Consider the following 19,115-nt stretch of genomic DNA (forward strand, 5'->3'; position numbering starts at 1 on the left):
ACTCCCACGGAGGCGGCCGCCCACACGGGGGTGGACCCCGAACGGGCTATTGGCCGCGGGGGCCCGCCGCGCGCCCCGCCGCCCCGGTGTGTGCGGGGGCGGGCCGACTGCCCGCCCCGGCCGGAGCTCAGTAGCCGAGGGCCTCGTTCACGGCCGCGGCCGAGGGCGGCAGGGTGGCCTTGGGGCCGACGTGGTTCTCGATCGCGTCGAGGGTCTTGAGGCCGTCGCCGGTGATCAGCAGGACCGTCTCGGCGTCCGGGTCCAGCTTGCCCGTCTCGACCAGCTTCTTCGCCGTGGCGACGGTGACCCCGCCCGCCGTCTCGGTGAAGATGCCTTCGGTGCGGGCGAGCAGGCGGATGCCTTCGACGACCTCTTCGTCGGAGACGTCCTCGATCGCGCCGCCGGTGCGGTTGACGATGTCGAGCACGTACGGGCCGTCGGCCGGGTTGCCGATCGCCAGCGAACGGGCGATCGTGTCCGGCTTCACCGGCTGGACCACGTCGTGGCCTTCGCGGAACGCGGCCGACACCGGCGAGCAGCCGGTGGCCTGTGCGCCGAACACCTTGTACGGGCTGGCGTCCACGAGGCCGAGCTGACCCAGCTCACGAAAACCCTTGTCTACCTTGGTCAACTGCGAACCGGAGGCGATCGGGACGACGATCTGCGGCGGGATGCGCCAGCCGAGCTGCTCGGCGACCTCGAAGGCCAGCGTCTTCGAGCCTTCCGAGTAGTACGGCCGGACGTTCACGTTGACGAACGCCCACTTCGGGTGCTCGCCGGCGAGCTCGGTGGCGAGGCGGTTGACGTCGTCGTAGTTGCCGTCGATGGCGAGGAGGTCACCGTCGTACACCGCGGTGGTGAGGATCTTGGCGCGCTCGAGGGTCTTCGGGATCAGCACGACCGACCGCCAGCCGGCGCGGGCCGCGGCGGCGGCCGTCGCGTTGGCCAGGTTGCCGGTCGACGGACACGCGAGCACCTCGAACCCGAACTCGCGGGCCGCGGCCAGCGCGACGGCGACGACGCGGTCCTTGAACGAGTGCGTCGGGTTGCCGGTGTCGTCCTTGACCCACACGCGCTTGAGGCCGAGCGCCTTGGCGAGGCGGTCGGCGCGGACCAGCCGCGTCGCGCCCGGCTCGGTGTTCGGGATCTCTTCGACGTTGGACGGAACCGGAAGGAGCTTCTTGTAGCGCCAGATGTTCTTGGGGCCGGCCTCGATGTCTTCGCGGCGGACGCGGCCGAAGTCGTAGGCGACCTCGAGCGGCGAGAAGTCTTCGGCGGAGACGAACTCCGGGGCCAGCGGCTGCCGGTGGCCCTCTTCCTTCGACACCAGTTCGACGGCGGGACCGAGATCCGGGGTCTTCGTGGTGGAGGTCGTGCCGAGGGTGGCGGTCATCGCGAGGTTCCTTTCCTCATCTGCCCCGCCGAAGCGGGCCGGAATTGGCACCGTGGTCGTCAGCTACCCCGCGATCGCGGGATGACGGGCTGTACGCCGGTTGCCGGGGCTTCGTCGGGCCGTTCCCTCTGCCCCTCTGGATGAGCGGTATTCGGTTGTCGGTGCCGCGCACGCCGGATCGTCCGGGGCGGGCTGCCTCGGCTACACCGTACGACATCGCGCTCGCGCCGTGCCACGGTGGCCGCCCGACATCACCGGAGCGGGGGCACCGGAGCGCAAGTGAGAGGATTCCCGGGTGACCGCGCAAGCCACCGCCCCGGCCCCGCTGCAGCTGGTGCTGGGGGAGGAAGAACTGCTGATCGAGCGGGCCGTCCGCGAGACGCTCGCCGCCGCCCGCGCGACGGACTCCACCGCGGAGCTGACCCGCGTCCGGGTGTCCGATCTCACAGCGCCCGAGCTGGCCGAACTGGTCAGCCCGTCGCTGTTCAGCGAGGGCCGGGTGATCGTCCTCGAGTCGGCGCAGGACATCTCGCAGGAGCTGGCCGACGCCGTCGCGAGCTACCTGAAGGACCCGGCGGACGGGGTCGTGCTCGTCGTCGTGCACACCGGCGGCGGCCGCAGCAAGGCCGGCAAGTCGCTCCCGGCCGCGCTGAAGAAGGCCGGTGCTGAGGTCACCGAGTGCCCGAAGCTGACCAAGCCGGCCGAGCGGGAGCAGTTCGTGCGCCACGAGGTGCGCCGGGTGGGCGGCAAGATCGACCCGGCGGGGGTGGCCGCCCTCCTCGACGCCGTGGGCTCCGACCTGCGGGAACTCTCCTCGGCGGCGACGCAGCTGGTCGCGGACACCGGCGGGGCCGTCGACGCCGACGCGGTCCGCCGCTACCACCGCGGCCGCGCCGACGTCACCGGGTTCGCAGTCGCGGAGAAGGCCGTCAGCGGTGACCGCTCGGCAGCGCTGGAGTCGCTGCGGTGGGCGATGCAGCTGGGCGTCCCGCACGTCCTGGTCGCGGACGCCTTGGCCGACGCAGTCCGCACGATCGCCCGGGTCTCCGGCGCGGGCCGGGGCAACCCGAACCAGCTGGCGGGCGAGCTCGGCATGCCGCCGTGGAAGATCCGCAAGGCGCAGGGCCAGTCCCGCGGCTGGAACCCCGACGGCCTGGCGACGGCGATGCGCGTGGTCGCGCGGCTGAACGCCGAGGTCAAGGGCGTGGCGGCGGACCCGAACTACGCGCTGGAACGAGCGGTCCTCGAGGTGGCGGCGGCCAAGGGCGACCGCTGACGCCGAGAGCCAGGGCGCTGCCGTCCCGGGGCGCCGCGGCCGGTCGGTGCCGGCCCCACCACGGACACGAAGAAGGCCCCGGCCGAAGCCGGGGCCTTCCCAGAAATCAACCAGCTCAGAGCGCGTTGACGCGCTTCGCGAGCGCCGACTTCTTGTTGGCGGCCTGGTTGGCGTGGATGACGCCCTTCGAGACGGCCTTGTCCAGCTTCTGGGCGGCGTCGCGCTGCAGCTCGACGGCCTTGGCCTTGTCGCCGGCCTCGGCGGCTTCGCGGACCTTGCGGATCGCGGTCTTCACCGAGGACCGGATCGCCTGGTTGCGCTGACGCGCCTTCTCGTTCGTCGTGATGCGCTTGATCTGCGACTTGATGTTGGCCATAGGGCAACTCCTGTTTCACTCGGTGAGATCGCCGCCGCGCTGAAGTGGCCCCGGTGAAACCGGGTTTCCTCCATGACGGAATGCCGCACGGGCAGCGAGCGACCACTCTAACAGCCGGGCCGCGGGCGTCCGGAGCCGGGAGTACGGTGGACGGCGGCAGTGCCTAGGGTTCCGTCGCCGGTCCGCGCTCCCAGCTCGACCCAACCAGGACCGGTGGGTCTGGTCCGAGCGGCACCATCGGCGGGCCCGGACGGCCGGTCGTTCATCTGACGGGGCAAAAGCCTGGAGGACCCGGTTTCGCGCGCGCGAAAACCCGAAGGGGTCCGATGAACGCCACCGCCCTGTCCTTCGTCCTCGTCGCGGCTGTCGTGCACGCCGCCTGGAACCTCGCCGCGAAGCGGATTTCCTCCGGCGGCACCCAGTTCGTCTGGCTCTACTACACCGTCGGCGCCGTCGCGCTGCTGCCGATCACGGTCGTCCAGCTCGTCGTCGAAGCCGGCCGTCCACAGTGGAGCTGGCTGCTCGCCGCCGTCGTCACCTCCGTGCTGCACATCGCCTACGGCATCGTGCTGCAGCGCGGGTACCGCGTGGGGGACCTGTCCGTGGTCTACCCCGTCGCCCGGGGCACCGGGCCGCTGCTGTCGGTGCTGGCCGCCGTCCTCGTGCTCGGCGAACGGCCCGGTCCGCTCGGCCTGCTCGGCGCGTTCCTGGTGATCGCCGGCGTCCTGGTGATCAGCACCGGCCGCAAGGCGGGTGACCCGCAAGCGGTCAAAGCGGGGATCTTCTACGGCCTGCTGACCGGCGCCGTCATCGCCGGCTACACGCTCTGGGACGCGCATTCGGTGACCGGCCTCGGCGTGCCGCCGGTCGTCTACTTCGGCCTCGGCTCGGTCCTGCAGAGCGTCCTGCTCGTGCCCGGCGCGCTGGCCGGGCGCGCCGAGGTCGGCCGCGTCTGGCGCGAGCACCGCCGGGAGGTGCTGCTCGTCGGGCTGCTGTCGCCGGTCGCCTACATCCTCGTGCTGTTCGCCCTGACCATGGCGCCGGTCAGCCTGGTCGCACCCGCCCGGGAGCTGAGCATCGTGCTCGGCGGCCTCGCCGCGTGGCTGGTCCTGGGCGAGCGGGACGCCGTGCGGCGGCTGGCCGGCTCGGTGATCGTGCTGTCCGGCATCGCGGCGATTGCGGCCGCCTGAGCCCGTCCGGTAGGGATGGTCGGATGGAGATCTTGAAGAGCCGGCTGCTGATCCGCCCGCGGGACGCCGCCGCTTCCACGGCGTTCTACCGCGACACCCTCGGCCTGGCCGTGGAGCGGGAGTTCCCGGGCGGCACCGTGTTCTTCCTCGGCCACGGCTCCCTGGAGGTCTCCGGTGCGGGCGAGACGGGCGCGTCCCCCGATCTGGTGCTCTGGCTGCAGGTCCGGGACCTCGCCGGCACCCTGGCCGAGCTCGAGGCGAAGGGGCTGGAACCGGTGCGCGACGCCCGGCGTGAGCCGTGGGGCCTCGACGAGGCCTGGATCGCCGATCCGGACGGCACGCGCATCGTGCTGGTCGAGGTGCCCGAGGGCCACCCGATCCGCACGGACACCCGCTAGGCCGGCTTGACGGCGCGCAGCTGGGCGGCGAGCGCGGCGAACCCCGGCGGCTCCCAGGTCCAGGTCTGCAGGTCGGCGAACCCCGCGGCGGCGGCTTCATCGGCCAGGACGTGCCTGCTCACGGGCAGCCACTTCTCGTGCGCGGACAGCAGCAGCCGCCCGCCCGGGCGCAGCACCCGGAACAGCTCGGCGAACCCGGCCGCGCGGTCTTCCCACAGCATGACGTTGTTCACGCTCAGGACGGCGTCGACGGACCCGTCGGGCTCGCCGGTGTGCGCCGCCGACCCTTCGCGCAGCTCGGCGCGGTCGCCGCAGCGCTCCTGGCAGAGCGTCAGCATCTCGAGGGAGGGATCGACGCCGATGGCGCGCCCGGCCAGGCGCGCGGCGGCGTCCAGGCCGACGCCGGGGCCGGGGCCGACGACCAGGACGGTCTCGTCCGGCTCGATCTTCGCGAGGTCGACGACGCGGTGTTCGGTCGCGGCGTTGCCGCGGGCCATGACCCAGCCGCCGAGGCGGCCGAGCGCGCCGGAGGGGTGACCGAACGTCCGGTCGAGGACGCGGGCGAACCCGCTGGTCTCCGGCTGGGGAGGGGGTGCCGGCTGGTGCGGAGTGCTCATACTTCGAGGGCACCACGGATCGCGGAACCCCGCATCGGGGATGACCCCCACCCGCACCCGGAGGGCCATGGGAACATAGAGGTGGCCATCCCCGACTTTCCGAGGACTCATTCGAGTGACGACGTTCGCCGACACCACCTTCACGCCGCCGGAGCTGATCCGGAACTTCTGCATCATCGCGCACATCGACCACGGCAAGTCGACCCTGGCCGACCGCATGCTGCAGCTCACCGGCGTCGTCGAAGAGCGCGCCATGCGGGCCCAGTACCTCGACCGGATGGACATCGAGCGCGAGCGCGGCATCACGATCAAGGCGCAGAACGTCCGGCTGCCCTGGAAGGTCGACGGCCAGGACCACGTCCTGCACATGATCGACACGCCCGGCCACGTGGACTTCACCTACGAGGTCTCCCGGGCCCTGGAGGCGTGCGAAGGTGCGATCCTGCTGGTCGACGCGGCGCAGGGGATCGAGGCCCAGACGCTGGCCAACCTCTACCTGGCGCTGGAGAACAACCTCCAGATCATCCCGGTGCTCAACAAGATCGACCTGCCCTCGGCCGACCCCGACAAGTACGCGGGTGAGCTCGCCCACATCATCGGCTGCGAGCCGGAGGACGTACTGCGGGTCTCGGCGAAGACCGGCATGGGCGTCGGCGCGCTGCTCGACGAGGTCGTGAAGCAGGTCCCGGCGCCGCAGGGCGACGCCGACGCGCCCGCCCGCGCGATGATCTTCGACTCGGTCTACGACACCTACCGCGGCGTCGTCACCTACATCCGCGTCGTCGACGGCAAGATCACCCCGCGCGAGCGGATCCGGATGATGTCGACCGGCGCCACGCACGAGCTCCTCGAGGTCGGGATCATCTCGCCGGAGCCGAAGCCGAGCAAGGGCCTCGGCGTCGGCGAGGTCGGCTACCTGATCACCGGCGTGAAGGACGTCCGGCAGTCGAAGGTCGGCGACACCGTGACCTCCGAGCGCCACGGCGCCAAGGAGGCGCTGGCGGGCTACCGCGAACCGAAGCCGATGGTCTACTCCGGGCTGTACCCGGTCGACGGTTCCGACTACCCCGAGCTGCGCGAGGCGCTGGACAAGCTCCAGCTGAACGACGCCGCGCTCGACTACGAGCCGGAGACGTCGGTGGCGCTGGGCTTCGGCTTCCGCTGCGGCTTCCTCGGCCTGCTGCACCTGGAGATCACCCGCGACCGGCTCGAGCGCGAATTCGGCCTCGACCTGATCTCGACGGCGCCGAACGTCATCTACCGCGTGGTGCTCGAAGACCGCAGCGAGGTCGTCGTGACGAACCCGTCCGACTGGCCGACCGGGCTGAAGATCGCCGAAGTGCACGAGCCGGTGTCGAAGGTGAGCATCCTCGCGCCGTCGGAGTTCGTCGGCACGATAATGGAACTGTGCCAGACGAAGCGGGGCTCGCTGCTCGGCATGGACTACCTGTCCGAGGATCGCGTCGAGCTGCGCTACAACATTCCGCTGGCGGAAATCATCTTCGATTTCTTCGACACGCTGAAGTCGCGTACGCGCGGCTACGCGTCTCTCGATTACGAAGAGGCCGGCGAGCAGATTTCGGATCTGGTCAAGGTGGACATCCTGCTGCAGGGCGAAACCGTGGACGCGTTCTCGGCGATCGTGCACAAGGACGCGGCCTACGGCTACGGCAACCGGATGGCGACGCGGCTGCGCGAGCTGATCCCGCGCCAGCAGTTCGAGGTCCCGATCCAGGCGGCGGTCGGGTCCCGGATCATCGCCCGCGAGACGATTCGCGCGATCCGCAAGGACGTTCTGGCCAAGTGCTACGGCGGGGACATTTCGCGGAAGCGGAAGCTGCTGGAGAAGCAGAAGGAAGGCAAGAAGCGGATGAAGACCGTCGGCCGGGTCGAGGTTCCGCAGGAAGCCTTCGTCGCCGCACTGTCCACTGAGGACTCCGGCAAGAAGAAGTAGTTGTTCTGTTGATGTGACAGCGGCGCCCATATTCACGCCACCGAGTGAATATGGGCGCCGAACCCGCGTTCGATGCGGTTTCTGTCGGTGTCCTCTGGTGCGAAGAGCGAAAGGAGAGCACCATGACGGTCATGGCAGACATCGAGCATCCCGCCGATTCGGGCCCCCTGACGGTGCAGGACCTCGAGGGGATGCCGGACGATGGCCGACGCCACGAACTCATCGACGGGGTGCTCGTCGTGAGCCCCGCGCCGGGACTGAGACACCAGAAGATCGCGTACGGGCTCTATGGCGTACTGGAAGCTGCGTGCCCGCCTGATTGCGAAGTGGTCGGAGCGCCGTTCGCGGTGCACTCGGGCGACCGGATCGAGCTCCAGCCGGATCTCCTGGTCGGCCGAGGCGAGGACTTCACCGAGCTGGACCTCCCGGCACCACCGCTGCTGGCGGTCGAGGTGCTGTCGCCGAGCACGGCGATCCACGACCTCAACACCAAGAAGGCGGTCTACGAACGGCTCGGCACGGGCAGCTATTGGGTGATCGATCCCCAGGAGCCCGCGCTGACGGTGTTCGAGCTCGACGCGGACGGCGGCTACCACCAGGCGGCCAAGGCAGCGGGCGACGAGGTGCTCGAGCTCGAGCGGCCGTTCCGGGTCCGGATCGTCCCACGCGAACTGCTGGGCCGCCTCGGCTGACCCCAGCCGCCGCCGGGCTCAGCGGCGGCGGCCGAGGCGGTCGGTCTGCCGGTGCGGCTGGGCCTGCCCGGGCGGCGTGGCGGGCTTCGCGGGTGGCGCCTCCGGTCAGTTGCGGCTGGGCCTGTCCAGGCGGCGTGGCGGGCTTCGCAGGCGGCGCCGCCGGTCAGTGCGGCCGGAAGCGGGGGGTGCCGCGGAGCTGGGCGTCCAGCTGCCGGTGGCGTAGTTCCTTCCGGAGCCGCTCGAGCACCGCGTCGAACAGAGCCGGCGGGAGGATTGCCGTCTGCTCGAACTGCCGTCGCTGCGGTGGGGCCGGCTCGAGCTTGCCGCGGGGCGCGTAGCGCTGCACCGAGCTCTCCACGCCTCCTCCCGTGACCAGGTCTACCCACAGGGCGTCGCGCAGGTAGCCGTCGCCGAAGCGGGATGAGCGGCGGGCCGTCACCTCCGCTATCTCCGGCCATGGCACCAAACGCGTGCTGAGAGTGCCCGCCGGCAGGCGGATGCCCTCGTCGCCGATTGTGAGGTCGCGTAGGCCCTCGAAGCCACGCTTCAGGTCCCGCGCCCGCGAAATGCGGTAGGCCACGACAGCCACGAGCACGCTCGCCGCGTAGGCGCCGCCGATCAGCCACGGTGAGACGCCGCGCACCAGCCCGGTGGCGAGCGCCGCGCCGAATCCGGCGTCGGCGACGATGAGCAAGCCGACCAGGGTCTTGACCGGCGTGCTGACGCGGGGCGGGGACTCGGACAACGGGACCACTCCTGGGGCCGGACGGGTCAGGGATTGCCGATTATCCGGTCTGCCCGGATGAACACCGCGACCCGCCGCTCTTCGGCCATCACGCGGTCGTATTCGGCCCAGTCGTCGTGGGTTCCGGTGGCGGCGATGAAGACGTCGCGCAGCAGCTGCGGCAGGCCGGCTGGGTCGAACGCCTGGTCGGGGTCGTCGGGGCCGATGAGGTGGGTGGCGCCGGTGACCGACAGCCAGTTCCAGCCGCGCCGGAAAGTGAGGGTGGCGTGCCCGGCCCGCCTCAGCAAGGCGAGCTTGTGCGCCTTCCCGACGGCGACGTACGCGACACCCGGGGCACCGGTCACCGGATCGTCGAAGACACCGGCGTTGACGACGGAGGCGTGCACGGTGCCGTCCGCCCGCGTCGTGGCGACGGTGGCGAGGCCGTGCTCCTGCAGCGACAGCGTGCGAACCTGCTCCAGATCAGCGCTCATGGCCCCAACCTAGCGCCCGGAGGCCAGACATGGCCCGCATCGCCGTCCACCACGTGGACCTCGTCGAGCACGACGTCCCGCTCGAAGGTCGCCGCAGCGAAGGAGACAGCGCCGCCGAACACGGCGCCGTCCTGGTGGGGCACGCCGTCGATCATGCGGACGCCGCCGAACAACGCCTCGTCGCGGAACACGGCTTCGTCGAACATCGCGCCGTTGCGGAAGATCGCTCCCCGGAACAGCGCCGAGCCGTGGAAATGGGCGCGCTTGAAGTTCGCGGACCTGCCGAACTCGCTGCCGCCGAAGATCGCGTAGCCGGTGAATTCGACGTCCTCGAAGCGGGTCCAGCCCGCGAAGCGCGCTCCTCCGAACCGGACGTTGCCGACCCGGCAGCCCCGGAAGTCGAAGTGGCACAGCACGGCACCCGTCAGGTTGAGGGTGATCCCCGGCCAGAACTCCGGACGCGGCCCGCCTGCCGCGTCGCCCGGGTAGAGGTGGTCGGCCAGGATGCGCTGGGCCGTTCCGCGCACTTCGAGCTCCTGATCGGTCTGCTGCGGGTCCGGCACGTCCTGGTCCGGATCGGACGTGCGCAACGACGACCAGGGCGGCAGCTGGGGGCCGGTGGGCAGCGTGTACGGCAACCGGAGGTAGGCGCAGAGGAGGTTGACGATCGTCTGCCGCTGGTCCGGCGTGGTCTGGGCCAGCCGCTCCAGCGCGTAGAGACCGGCCAGCCGGATCGGTGTCTTCTCCGAACCCAGCTGGTCCGCGGCCTTGGTGTAGAGCTCGGTGATGCGCCGTTCCGCCGCGTCGACCCGCGCGTCCTCGGCCAGCCGCTGCTGGTGCGCGGCGTTGTCCGCGGCCACCTGCTCGACGTGCTTCTGAGCGTGTTCACGCTGGGCGAGCTCCTGCTCCTTCCGGCGCAGTTCGAGCTCGCCCAGGCGCTGGCGTCGCGCGGCCAGCACCAGCGCGACGGCGCCGCCCGCGCCGAGCACCACGTTCCCGGTCGCGCGGAAGACGTCCAGCTGCGCCTGGTCCGCCGGGGTGCCGGCGCCGAACAGCGCCAGCAGCAGCCAGAGCGTCCCGACCGCGACCACGACGACGATCAGCCCGGCGAGCACGATGGCCCGGGTGGTGAGCACCTTGCCCAGGCGCTCGGCGCGAAAGCCGGACAGCCCGGGTTGCTCCGGGGCGTGGCCGTCCGGCCGTGCGGGCGTTTCGCTCACCCGTCGACTGTGCCACGCCCCGACCGCTCACGTCAGCAGGTGCCGTTGTCGGTCCACACTCCCCACTGGCCCGTCGTTCCCGGTTCCTCGCCCTGCGTCCACCACTTCGCCGCCCACTTGTGGCCGTTGTGGGACACCACGTTCCCGCCCGGGTACACCTGCGTGGCGCTCCACGCCGGGTCCGCGCACGTGCCCGGGTTCGTCGTCCCGCCCGTGTCCCACGCGACCTGCGATGACCGGTAGAAGCCGATGCCCTGCGCCACCCACCGCGGCGCCTGCGCGCCCAGCCGGGTCCGGAAGGCCGTCCAGTCGTGCGTCGACCACGGGGACCAGCCGAGCTCCGCGTGCGCCGCCAGGCGCGGGAACGCCAGGTAGTCGATGTCCGCCGGCTTGACCACCGTCTCCGTCCACAGTGGTGACTCCACACCGCGGACCGCCGACTCGCCCACGCCCGACAAGTACGCTCCCGGGTTCCAGTTGTACGCGTCCTGGACCTCGACGTAGCCCGCCCACGACAGGCCGATCGGTGACGAGCTGTTGTACTTCATGTCCAGGTACGCCTTGTTCGCCGGCGACAGGATCACCTTGCTGCCGCGGGAAACCGCCGCCGAGACGCCCGCGTCGGACGTCGTCGTCCCCCAGAATTGCGGCGACGCCGAAGCCGGCAGGGTCGCCTTGGCGATGTCGTGCCAGCCGATCACCGACTTGCCCGTCGCCGCCACCAGGGGGAGCACCTTGTTCATGAACGTCAGGTAGTCCGCCTGCGATGTCGCCGATGCTTCGTCGCCGCCGATGTGGAGGTACGGGCCCGGGGTCAGGGCCGCCAGCTCGCGCAGGACGTCCGCGACGAACGTGTACGTGATGTCCTTCGAGATGCACAGCGAGCTGTAGCCGACCGCGGTGTCCGTGCGCAACGCCGGCGCCACCCCGTTGCAGTTCAGCTCCGCGTACGACGCCAGGGCCGCGTTCACGTGCCCCGGCATGTCGATCTCCGGGATGACCGTGATGTGGCGGGAAGCCGCGTAGTTCACGATGTCCGTGTACTGCGCCTTCGTGTAGTAGCCGCCCGCGCCGCCGCCGACCTGGGTGCTGCCGCCGTAGGTCGTCAGGCGGGGCCAGCTGTCGATCTGGATCCGCCAGCCCTGGTCGTCGGCCAGGTGCAGGTGCAGGTTGTTGATCTTGTACTGGGCCAGCTGGTCGAGGTACCGCTTGACCGTCGACACCGGGTGGAAGTGGCGGGCGACGTCGAGCATCGCGCCGCGGTAGGCGAACCTCGGGTAGTCCAGGATCGTCGCGCCCGGGATGCTCCACGGCCCGGGCTGCGCCGACGCGCTTTCGACCTGGCCCGGCAGCAGCTGCCGCAACGTCTGGACGCCGGCGAAAAGCCCGTCGGCGGTGGCGGCCCGCACGGTGACCGACGACGCCGTCGACACGAGCTGGTAGCCCTGCGCGCCGACGGACGCGGGTGCGCCGCTGAGCAGCAGCGCGATGCTGCCGGACGGCACGGACGCCGGCGCGTCGGACACCGGCAGCGCGAAGCCGGTCGACGGCCGCAGCACGCCGGCCAGGTAGTCGCCGACCTGCCGCGCGGGGGCCGAACCCGCCTCGGTGACGATCGCGGTGGTCGAGACCAGCGGGAACGCGACGCCGGCCGCCGGGGTCACCGAGACCGGCACCGGCACGATCGACTGCAACGCCGGCGTGGCCGCCGCGGCCGGCGTGAAGTGTGCGGCTGTCGTACCGGCGCCGACCAGGGCCAGCACGGCGAGTGCGCGGCCGAGCCGCCGCGTCAACGGATGCTTCACCGGGGGACCTCCAGGCAGAAGGGATGCGACCTCGCCGTCGCACCTGCCCGGATAGTCGCATTTCCCGCCGACGTGGTCTAGACCAAACTGGGTGGTTAGGCTCGCTTCGTGACGCGGGACTTCGCGCCGGGCTCGCCGTTCGCGCTGCTCTCGAGCGCCGAGACGGCCGCCTGGTACGCCTACATGAAGGTGCACCTCCGGCTGGAGTACGAGCTGAACCGGCAGCTGCGCGCCGACAGCGGGATCTCGCTCGCCGACTACCACGTGCTGGTCGCCCTGACGAGCGAGCCCGGCGGCCGGATGCGGGTCACCGACCTCGCCATCCGCATCGGCTGGGAGCGCAGCCGGCTATCGCACCACCTGAAGCGGATGCGGGCGCGCGAGCTGGTCGAGACCGGGACCGCCGCCGACGACCGCCGCGTGACCGAGGTCGTGCTGGCGGAAACCGGCTGGGAGGTGCTGCGGCGGGCCGCGCCGGATCACGTCGGCTTCGTGCGCGAAGCGTTCCTGGACGCCCTGGGGGACGACGAGAAGGCGCAGCTCACCACCCTGTTGGACCGCGTCTACGACACGCTCGTCGAGAAGGGCAGCCTGCCCCGGCCGGACGACCACCCCTGACACTTACGTGACATGTCACGTAATATGGCCGGGACTCGAGGAGGACGTGAATGGCGACGGTGGCCGAACTCATGGAAGCCAACTTGCTCAAGGTGTTCAACGAGCGCGACGACGAGCGGCGGGCGAAGGCGATCGCCGAGACCTACGCACCCGACGTCGAGTTCGCCGACCCGGAAGGGGTCGCGACCGGCCGCGACGAGCTGAACGCCAAGGCGAAGGGCCTACTCGAGCAGTCGCCGGGCTTCGTCTTTTCGCCCGCGGGTCCGGTGCTGGTCAACCACGACCTGGGGCACCTCGCGTGGCAGCTCGGCCCGGAAGGCGCGCCGCCCGTCGTCCGGGGGATCGACGTCGCGCTCGTCGAGGAGGGGCTGATCACGAAGCTCTACACGATGTTGCTGCCGGACTGAGTACTACGCTCGGGAGCATGTTCGACGAGCTGACGTTCCCGGTCGTCGCCGCGCCGATGGCCGGCGGTCCCACCACCCCGGAGCTGGTCGCCGCGGTCTCGGAGGCCGGTGGCTTCGGCTTCCTGTCCGCCGGCATGCTCACCCCCGCGGCGCTGAAGGCGCAGATCGAGCGCACCGCCGAACTGACCGGGCGGTCGTTCGGCGTCAACCTCTTCGTCCCGCAGCCCGACACCGGCGCCGACATCTCGGGCCACGAAGTCCGGCTGCGGGAGTTCGCCCGCGAGTACGACGTCGAGCTCGGCGAGCCGAAGTGGGACGACGACGCCTACCCCGCGAAGCTGGACGTCGTGCTCGAGAAACGCGTTCCCGTGGTCTCGTTCACCTTCGGCCCGCCCACGCCGTCGGACGTCGTGCGCCTGAAGGACGCCGGTATCAAGATCGTCATCACGGTGACCACGCCCGAGTCCGCGCAGCGGGCGGCGGACCTCGGCGCCGACGCGCTCGTCGTCCAGGGCTTCGAAGCCGGCGGGCACCGCAGCCTGTTCACCGACGACCCGAGCCTGCCCGGCGGCGGCGCGGAATACGGCGTGCTCGCGCTGCTGAGGCTCGTCGCCGCGCGGGTCGACCTGCCGCTGATCGCCGCGGGCGGGCTGGTGCACGGCGCCGACGTCGCGGCCGTGCTCGCCGCCGGGGCCGTCGCGGCCCAGCTGGGCACGGTCTTCCTGCGCGCGGACGAAGCCGGGACATCGGAGGCGCACCGCAAGGCCCTCGCCCTCGCCGAGCGCGAGACGGCCTTCACCCGCGCGTTCAGCGGCCGCCCGGCGCGCGGGCTGGTCAACAAGTTCATGGACGCCCTGTCCGAGGGCGCGCCGGCCGCATACCCGCAGCTCAACCACCTCGCGGGCCCGGTGCGCAAGGCGTCCGCGAAGGCCGGCGACCCCGAAGCGATCTCGCTGTGGGCGGGCCAGACCTACCCGCTCGCCTACGACGCCTCGGCCGCCGTGATCATCGAGCGGCTGAAGGTCGAGGCACGCGAAGCCGCCGCGCGCCTCGACCGGATCCGCTAGCCGCCGGAGCGGTTCAGCACCGAGTGCCGCTTGCTGTACAGGAAGTAGATGATCAGGCCGATCACGAACCAGACGGCGAACCGCAGCCAGGTCGCCGGCTGCAGGAACGTGATCAGCCAGATCGAAAACACGACACCGATCGCGGGCACCACCGGCATGCCCGGCGTCTTGAACGTCCGCGGCAGGTCCGGCTGCTTGTAGCGCAGGACGATCACCGCGACGCAGACGACGACGAACGCGAGCAGGATGCCGATGTTCGTCAGCTCGGCCGCCTCGCCGATCGGCAGCACGCCGGCGATGATCGCGGACGCGCCGCCGAGGATCCAGGTCATCCGGCTCGGCACCTGGCGCTTCGGGTTCGTCTTGCCGAACCACGGCGGCAGGAGGCCGTCGCGGCTCATCGAGTAGCCGACGCGGGTCGCGCCCATCAGGAACGTGAACAGCACGGTCAGGATGCCGACGATCGCGCCGATCGCGATCACCGTGGCCAGCCCGTCGAGGCCGACCGACTTGAACGCCGTCGAGAACCCGCTCTTCGGGTCGATCTCGGTGTACTTCTGCATGCCGGTCAGTACCAGGCAGGCCAGCACGTACAGCACCATCGAGATGGCGAGCGAGTACAGGATCGCCTTCGGCATGTGCCGCTGCGCGTCCTTGGACTCCTCGGCCGCGGTCGACATCGCGTCGTAGCCGAAGACGGCGAAGAACACCGTTGCGGCGCCGGTCACCGCGCCGCCGAAGCCCGCGGGCGCGAACGGCGTGTAATTGCCGGTCTTGACGTAGAAGAAGCCGACCAGGATGACCACCAGCACGATCAGGACCTTGATCCCGACCATCGCCGTCTCGAACCGGGCGGCGCTGCGGATGCCGCGGTTGAGCAGGAACGCGATCAGCAGGCACAGCAGCGCGGCGAACAGGTCGACCTTGTGCCCCGGCCCGGTGCCGGGCGCGCCGAGCATCCACGCGGGCAGGTCGAGGCCGATCTGGCCGAGCAGGAAGTTGAAGTAGCCCGAGATGCCGATCGCCACCACCGACACGATCGCGGTGTACTCCAGAAGGAGGTCCCAGCCGATGAACCAGCCCACGACCTCGCCGAGCACCGCGTAGCCGTAGGTGTAGGCCGAGCCGGCCTTCGGGATCAGGCCGGCGAACTCGGCGTAGGAGAACGCCGCCGCGGCGCTGGCGACCCCGGCGATGAGGAAGGAGATCAGCACCGCCGGGCCGACCCCCGGGATGCCCGCCGCGTCGTCGCCGTGCGCGACGCTGCCGGCGAGGGCGAAGATCCCGGCGCCGATGATGCCGCCGATGCCGATGGCGGTCAGCTGCCACAGCCCCAGGGTGCGTTGCAGCCCGCCGCTTTCGGTCGTGTCCTGGATCTGGTCGATCGGCTTGCGCCGGAAGATGCCGGAGCTCGAGCCCAGGCCCTCTGGAGCGGACATCGTCGTCTCCCGAACGGTCGGTGGAAGGTCCGGATCACGGACCCTCGCCGGAACCTACCGCCAACTCCGCGGGCGTACAGCCTGAGCGCGTCAGCCCGCCGCGGTGTCCTCGCTGACCGCCTTCGGCGCCGTCGCGGCCGCCCGCTTGGCCTGGGTGGTCCGGACCGCGCTCGCCGCGAAGTAGGTGAGCAGTTCGGCGATCTCGACCGGGTCGTCCAGCTGCGGGCAGTGCCCCCAGTCCTCGCGGACCAGCAGCCTGCTGTGCGGCACGAGCGTGTGCAGCTGGCGCCCGGACGCCGCGGTGACGAGCTTGTCCTTGCCGCACGCGACGACCAGCAGCGGCACCTCGACCGAGTCGAGGCGGTAGGCGTCGGCGAGCTCCGCGACGAGCTGCCGGGCCTCCTCCAGCCGGCTCTTGGTCGCGCGGTAGTCCGGGAAGAGCGCGGTGAAGCGCTGCACCTGGGTCGCGTCCGCCGCGCCCGAATCGGCGTACAGCAGCCGCGGGACGACCTGCTCGGCGACCTTGCGCACCAGGAACCCCGGCACCGGGACGGGCAGGGACGAATACAGCCGCAGCGGCAGCGGATAGCGCGCCACCGCCCGGATCAGCCACGAATCGACGAAGCCCGGCGCGGCGATGGACACGACGCCGGAGATGGGCAGCCTGCTGTTCTGCGCCGCGCGCAGGCTCATGGTGCCGCCGAGGGAGTTCCCGGCCAGCACGACCGGACCGAGGACGGCCTGCTCGCGGACGACGGCGGTGGTGAACGCGTCGAGCTGCGGCAGCATCGGGCCGGGCCGCAACGGCTGGGCGTCGCCGAACCCGGGCAGATCGACCGCGACCGCCGGGATCCCGGCGGCCGCGAGCTGCTCCAGGGCGGGGCGCCAGGTGTCGGCGCTGTCGCAGTAGCCGTGCAGGAGCACCAGGCGCGGGGTGGTGGGGCGGACGTGCGGCGCCGCGGCCCGGCGGCGCAGCGAGCGGCGCGGCGCCTCCCGCTCGGGGACGGTTTCGCCGACCTCCAGCACCCGGGTGCGGACGCCGGCGTAGCGCCGGAAGGAGACCCGGATCGGGTCGTCGTCACTGGGCCGGCCGCCCGGTTCAGCCGGCGCGGGCCGCTTCGTCGCGGTCATGTGTTCCAGATTACCCGGCCGTGCTTGGGTTTTGGGGGAATTTCGGTGCTAACGACCAGGTCTCGAACTGAATACGTCGAAAAATCACCGGATGCCGAAAAGTGTTCCGCGCTGGGCGGATCCGGTGATCCGCCCAGCTCACCGCCGGTCTAGCGGGTGAAGACGATCTTGCCCGCGGTGTCCCCTTCGAGCATCGCGCGGAAGCCCTTGGGCGCTTCGGAAAAGGAAAGTTCCGCGCCGATCTGAGGCCGGACGCCGGTCAGGTCGAGGTAGGCGAGCAGGTCCGCGAGCTCGTCACGGGTGCCCATGGTCGAGCCGGCGACGCGCAGCTGGAGGAAGAAGACCCGCTGCAGCTCGGCGTGCGCGTCCGGGCCGCTGGTCGAGCCGGAGACCACGATGATGCCGCCCGGTTTGAGCGATTTGACCGAATGTGACCAGGTCGCCTTGCCGACGGTCTCGAAGACGGCGTCGACGCGCTCGGGCAGCCGCGCGCCGGATTCGAACGCCTGGTGGGCGCCGAGGCCGGTGGCGAGGGCCCGCTTCTCCTCGGTGCGGCCGGTGACCCAGACCCGGAACCCGGCCGCGCGGCCGAGCTGGACCAGCGCCGTCGACACGCCGCCGGACGCGCCCTGCACGAGCATGGTCTGCCCCGGCCGCAGCCCGGACTTCACGAAGAGCATCCGGTAGGCGGTCAGCCAGGCCGTGCCCATGACGGACGCCTCGGCGAAGCTGAGCCCTTCGGGCTTCGGGACGACGTTGCGGGCCGGCACGACGACCTGGTCGGCGAACGTGCCCTGGTGCTTCTCGGTGAGGAGGGTGCGCTTCGGGTCCAGCGTGTCGTCGCCCTGCCAGCCCGGCGCGTTGATCACCGAGTGGATGACGACCTCGGAGCCGTCGTCGAGGGTGCCGGCGCCGTCGCAGCCGAGGATCATCGGGAACTGCTCCGGCTTGATGCCCACGCCGCGCAGCGTCCACAGGTCGTGCATGTTGAGGCTGGCCGCCTTGACGTGCACGCGGACCCAGCCGTCCGGCACTTCGGGTTCGGGGCGCTCGCCCACGACGAGCGAGTCCAGCGGGCTGTCGGCGTCGGGTTCCTGCGCGTACACGGCGAACATGTCCTGCAACGTACCGCCCCTGGCACGCGGGGGCAGCAGGGCGCGCGTAGGCTCACACCGTGTTCAACGGGCTGGCCGACTGGTGGGACGGGGTCGAGCTGTGGCTCGCCCAGGCCTGGTTCCCGGTGCAGTTCGTGCTGGTCATGGTGGTCGTCGTGCCGCTGTGCCTGGCCGCCGCGTGGGTGCTCGACAAGCTGGTCGGCCTGTTCGCCCGCCGGCTCGCTCCGGGCCGTGACGACGACTCGGACTCCTCGGCATAGGCTCGCGCACCATGTTCAACCGAAGGCGGATCACCGCCGCGCTGATCGGGCTCCTCGTGCTGGTGCTGGGGGGCTGGCTGGTCAAGGACAACCTCGGCAGCGGATCGTCGTCGCCGGCCACCCCCTCGAGCGCGAGCGGCACCGCGCCCGCCAAGGGCGGTGCCGCCGTGCCGGGCGCGGACTCCGGGCTGCCGGTGAAGGCGCTTTCCGCGTTGCCGTCGCAGGCCACGGACACCTGGAAGCTGATCGAGGCGGGCGGCCCGTACCCCTACCCGCGCAACGACGACGTCGTCTTCGAGAACCGGGAGAAGCGCTTGCCCGGCAAGAAGTCCGGCTACTACCACGAGTACACCGTGAAGACGCCGGGCAGTCCCGACCGCGGGGCCCGGCGGCTGATCACCGGGCAGGCGCACGAGCTGTACTACACCGGCGACCACTACGCGTCGTTCGTCGTCGTGGATCCGGCCCGATGAGCGCCGGCGAGCAGGCGAAGGCCGCCGCCGAAGAGGCGTTCGCGCGGGGCGCGTACCCGCACCTGGTGAACTCGCGGCCGACCGTCGACAAGGCCAGCACCCTCACCGCGTTCGCCGAAGCACTGTCCTTTCCGGACTACTTCGGCCACAACCTCGACGCGCTCTACGACTGCCTGACCGACCTGTCGTGGCTGCCGCCGGGGGAGCACGTGCTGATCTGGCCGGGCTCGGACGCGCTGCGCAAGGCCGAACCCAAGACCTACCTGGCCATCCGCAGCGTGCTTTCGGACGCGCAGCGCGCGCTGGGCCCGAGCGGTCGCAGCGCCGGTTCGTGGCGGCTCACCGTGGTGTTGCCGGACGCCTGAGCGGCGCCCGGCAGCGGTCCGGGACTCATGCGCCCCAATGTGGCGGGGGGGGGGGGGGGGGCGGCCGCCTCGCCACGATGGGGGGGGGGGTTTGGTGGTGG

Annotated in this window: 21 protein-coding genes and 1 riboswitch; of the genes, 11 read left to right on the plus strand and 10 right to left on the minus strand. The window is 71.2% G+C overall.

Annotated features, from left to right (window positions below):
• Positions 1–127: 127 nt before the first annotated feature.
• Positions 128–1,393, minus strand: a complete 1,266-nt coding sequence (gene thrC, locus ACWEVN_RS35290; RefSeq protein ID WP_310972354.1) for a threonine synthase — start codon at positions 1,391–1,393, stop codon at positions 128–130.
• 13 nt (positions 1,394–1,406) lie between these two features.
• A riboswitch (SAM riboswitch) is annotated at positions 1,407–1,540 on the minus strand.
• 148 nt (positions 1,541–1,688) lie between these two features.
• Between thrC and holA the strand changes: the two genes are divergently transcribed.
• A complete protein-coding gene (holA, locus tag ACWEVN_RS35295) occupies positions 1,689–2,669 on the plus strand; it encodes a DNA polymerase III subunit delta (RefSeq protein WP_452054153.1) in 981 nt (326 codons plus the stop codon).
• Positions 2,670–2,784: 115 nt separating this feature from the next.
• Here the strand turns inward: holA and rpsT are convergent, their stop codons facing one another.
• Positions 2,785–3,045, minus strand: a complete 261-nt coding sequence (gene rpsT / locus ACWEVN_RS35300) for a 30S ribosomal protein S20 (protein ID WP_013228460.1) — start codon at positions 3,043–3,045, stop codon at positions 2,785–2,787.
• 326 nt (positions 3,046–3,371) lie between these two features.
• On the opposite strand from rpsT, the gene ACWEVN_RS35305 reads away from it, so the two are divergent.
• Entirely contained in the window at positions 3,372–4,235 is an 864-nt protein-coding gene (locus tag ACWEVN_RS35305) for a DMT family transporter (RefSeq protein ID WP_452054154.1), read from the plus strand.
• Between the two features lie 23 nt (positions 4,236–4,258).
• A complete protein-coding gene (locus tag ACWEVN_RS35310; protein ID WP_452054155.1) occupies positions 4,259–4,633 on the plus strand; it encodes a VOC family protein in 375 nt (124 codons plus the stop codon).
• Here the strand turns inward: ACWEVN_RS35310 and ACWEVN_RS35315 are convergent.
• Positions 4,630–5,250, minus strand: coding sequence for a class I SAM-dependent methyltransferase (locus ACWEVN_RS35315; protein WP_452054156.1), 621 nt, complete (start codon positions 5,248–5,250; stop codon positions 4,630–4,632). The two genes, ACWEVN_RS35310 and ACWEVN_RS35315, sit on opposite strands and share 4 nt — an antisense overlap.
• Before the next feature lie 115 nt (positions 5,251–5,365).
• Between ACWEVN_RS35315 and lepA the strand changes: the two genes are divergently transcribed.
• Together lepA and ACWEVN_RS35325 are read left to right on the plus strand one after the other, a co-directional pair.
• Positions 5,366–7,204 (plus strand): translation elongation factor 4, encoded by a 1,839-nt coding sequence (lepA, locus tag ACWEVN_RS35320; protein ID WP_449683202.1) that lies wholly within the window; start codon positions 5,366–5,368, stop codon positions 7,202–7,204.
• A 122-nt stretch (positions 7,205–7,326) separates the two neighbouring features.
• Positions 7,327–7,896 carry a Uma2 family endonuclease gene (locus tag ACWEVN_RS35325; RefSeq protein ID WP_452054164.1) on the plus strand — a complete coding sequence of 190 codons (570 nt, stop codon included), beginning with the start codon at positions 7,327–7,329 and terminating at the stop codon, positions 7,894–7,896.
• A gap of 163 nt (positions 7,897–8,059) precedes the next feature.
• Here ACWEVN_RS35325 and ACWEVN_RS35330 read toward each other — a convergent pair whose 3' ends face one another.
• From ACWEVN_RS35330 to ACWEVN_RS35345, 4 genes are read right to left on the minus strand one after another with little or no spacing between them, the layout of a single operon-like run.
• Entirely contained in the window at positions 8,060–8,641 is a 582-nt protein-coding gene (locus tag ACWEVN_RS35330) for a hypothetical protein (protein ID WP_452054157.1), read from the minus strand.
• A gap of 26 nt (positions 8,642–8,667) precedes the next feature.
• Entirely contained in the window at positions 8,668–9,114 is a 447-nt protein-coding gene (locus ACWEVN_RS35335; RefSeq protein ID WP_452054158.1) for a pyridoxamine 5'-phosphate oxidase, read from the minus strand.
• Positions 9,111–10,334 (minus strand): pentapeptide repeat-containing protein, encoded by a 1,224-nt coding sequence (locus ACWEVN_RS35340; RefSeq protein WP_452054159.1) that lies wholly within the window; start codon positions 10,332–10,334, stop codon positions 9,111–9,113. Before ACWEVN_RS35340 ends, ACWEVN_RS35335 begins: the two co-directional genes overlap by 4 nt.
• 32 nt (positions 10,335–10,366) lie before the next feature.
• Complete coding sequence (locus tag ACWEVN_RS35345; RefSeq protein ID WP_452054160.1) at positions 10,367–12,139, minus strand: family 20 glycosylhydrolase; 1,773 nt, start codon at positions 12,137–12,139, stop codon at positions 10,367–10,369.
• Between the two features lie 108 nt (positions 12,140–12,247).
• On the opposite strand from ACWEVN_RS35345, the gene ACWEVN_RS35350 reads away from it, so the two are divergent.
• Genes ACWEVN_RS35350 through ACWEVN_RS35360 form a run of 3 tightly spaced genes read left to right on the plus strand, consistent with a single transcriptional unit; the run spans position 12,248 to position 14,231 of the window.
• The gene (locus ACWEVN_RS35350; protein WP_310972369.1) at positions 12,248–12,757 is read left to right on the plus strand and encodes a MarR family winged helix-turn-helix transcriptional regulator; all 510 of its coding nucleotides are present in this window, start codon (positions 12,248–12,250) and stop codon (positions 12,755–12,757) included.
• Between the two features lie 50 nt (positions 12,758–12,807).
• A complete protein-coding gene (locus ACWEVN_RS35355) occupies positions 12,808–13,164 on the plus strand; it encodes a nuclear transport factor 2 family protein (protein WP_452054161.1) in 357 nt (118 codons plus the stop codon).
• A 17-nt stretch (positions 13,165–13,181) separates the two neighbouring features.
• Positions 13,182–14,231: an NAD(P)H-dependent flavin oxidoreductase gene (locus ACWEVN_RS35360; protein WP_452054162.1), complete on the plus strand. Its 1,050-nt coding sequence runs from the start codon at positions 13,182–13,184 to the stop codon at positions 14,229–14,231.
• Here the strand turns inward: ACWEVN_RS35360 and ACWEVN_RS35365 are convergent.
• The 3 genes from ACWEVN_RS35365 to ACWEVN_RS35375 all read right to left on the minus strand — a co-directional run bounded on the left by ACWEVN_RS35365 (position 14,228) and on the right by ACWEVN_RS35375 (position 17,916).
• Positions 14,228–15,670 (minus strand): amino acid permease, encoded by a 1,443-nt coding sequence (locus ACWEVN_RS35365; RefSeq protein WP_449683194.1) that lies wholly within the window; start codon positions 15,668–15,670, stop codon positions 14,228–14,230. The genes ACWEVN_RS35360 and ACWEVN_RS35365 overlap by 4 nt on opposite strands.
• A 90-nt stretch (positions 15,671–15,760) precedes the next feature.
• Positions 15,761–16,801: an alpha/beta hydrolase gene (locus tag ACWEVN_RS35370; protein ID WP_452054163.1), complete on the minus strand. Its 1,041-nt coding sequence runs from the start codon at positions 16,799–16,801 to the stop codon at positions 15,761–15,763.
• Between the two features lie 149 nt (positions 16,802–16,950).
• Positions 16,951–17,916: a quinone oxidoreductase family protein gene (locus ACWEVN_RS35375; protein ID WP_449683192.1), complete on the minus strand. Its 966-nt coding sequence runs from the start codon at positions 17,914–17,916 to the stop codon at positions 16,951–16,953.
• Positions 17,917–17,975: 59 nt separating this feature from the next.
• Between ACWEVN_RS35375 and ACWEVN_RS35380 the strand changes: the two genes are divergently transcribed.
• From ACWEVN_RS35380 to ACWEVN_RS35390, 3 genes are read left to right on the plus strand one after another with little or no spacing between them, the layout of a single operon-like run.
• The gene (locus ACWEVN_RS35380) at positions 17,976–18,176 is read left to right on the plus strand and encodes a hypothetical protein (protein ID WP_449683191.1); all 201 of its coding nucleotides are present in this window, start codon (positions 17,976–17,978) and stop codon (positions 18,174–18,176) included.
• Between the two features lie 11 nt (positions 18,177–18,187).
• Positions 18,188–18,649 carry a ribonuclease domain-containing protein gene (locus ACWEVN_RS35385; RefSeq protein ID WP_449683190.1) on the plus strand — a complete coding sequence of 154 codons (462 nt, stop codon included), beginning with the start codon at positions 18,188–18,190 and terminating at the stop codon, positions 18,647–18,649.
• Positions 18,646–19,014 carry a barstar family protein gene (locus tag ACWEVN_RS35390; protein ID WP_449678696.1) on the plus strand — a complete coding sequence of 123 codons (369 nt, stop codon included), beginning with the start codon at positions 18,646–18,648 and terminating at the stop codon, positions 19,012–19,014. The genes ACWEVN_RS35385 and ACWEVN_RS35390 overlap by 4 nt, the downstream gene beginning before the upstream one ends.
• The last annotated feature ends 101 nt before the right edge of the window (positions 19,015–19,115 follow it).

It is taken from the genome of Amycolatopsis sp. NPDC003861, assembly GCF_053605405.1.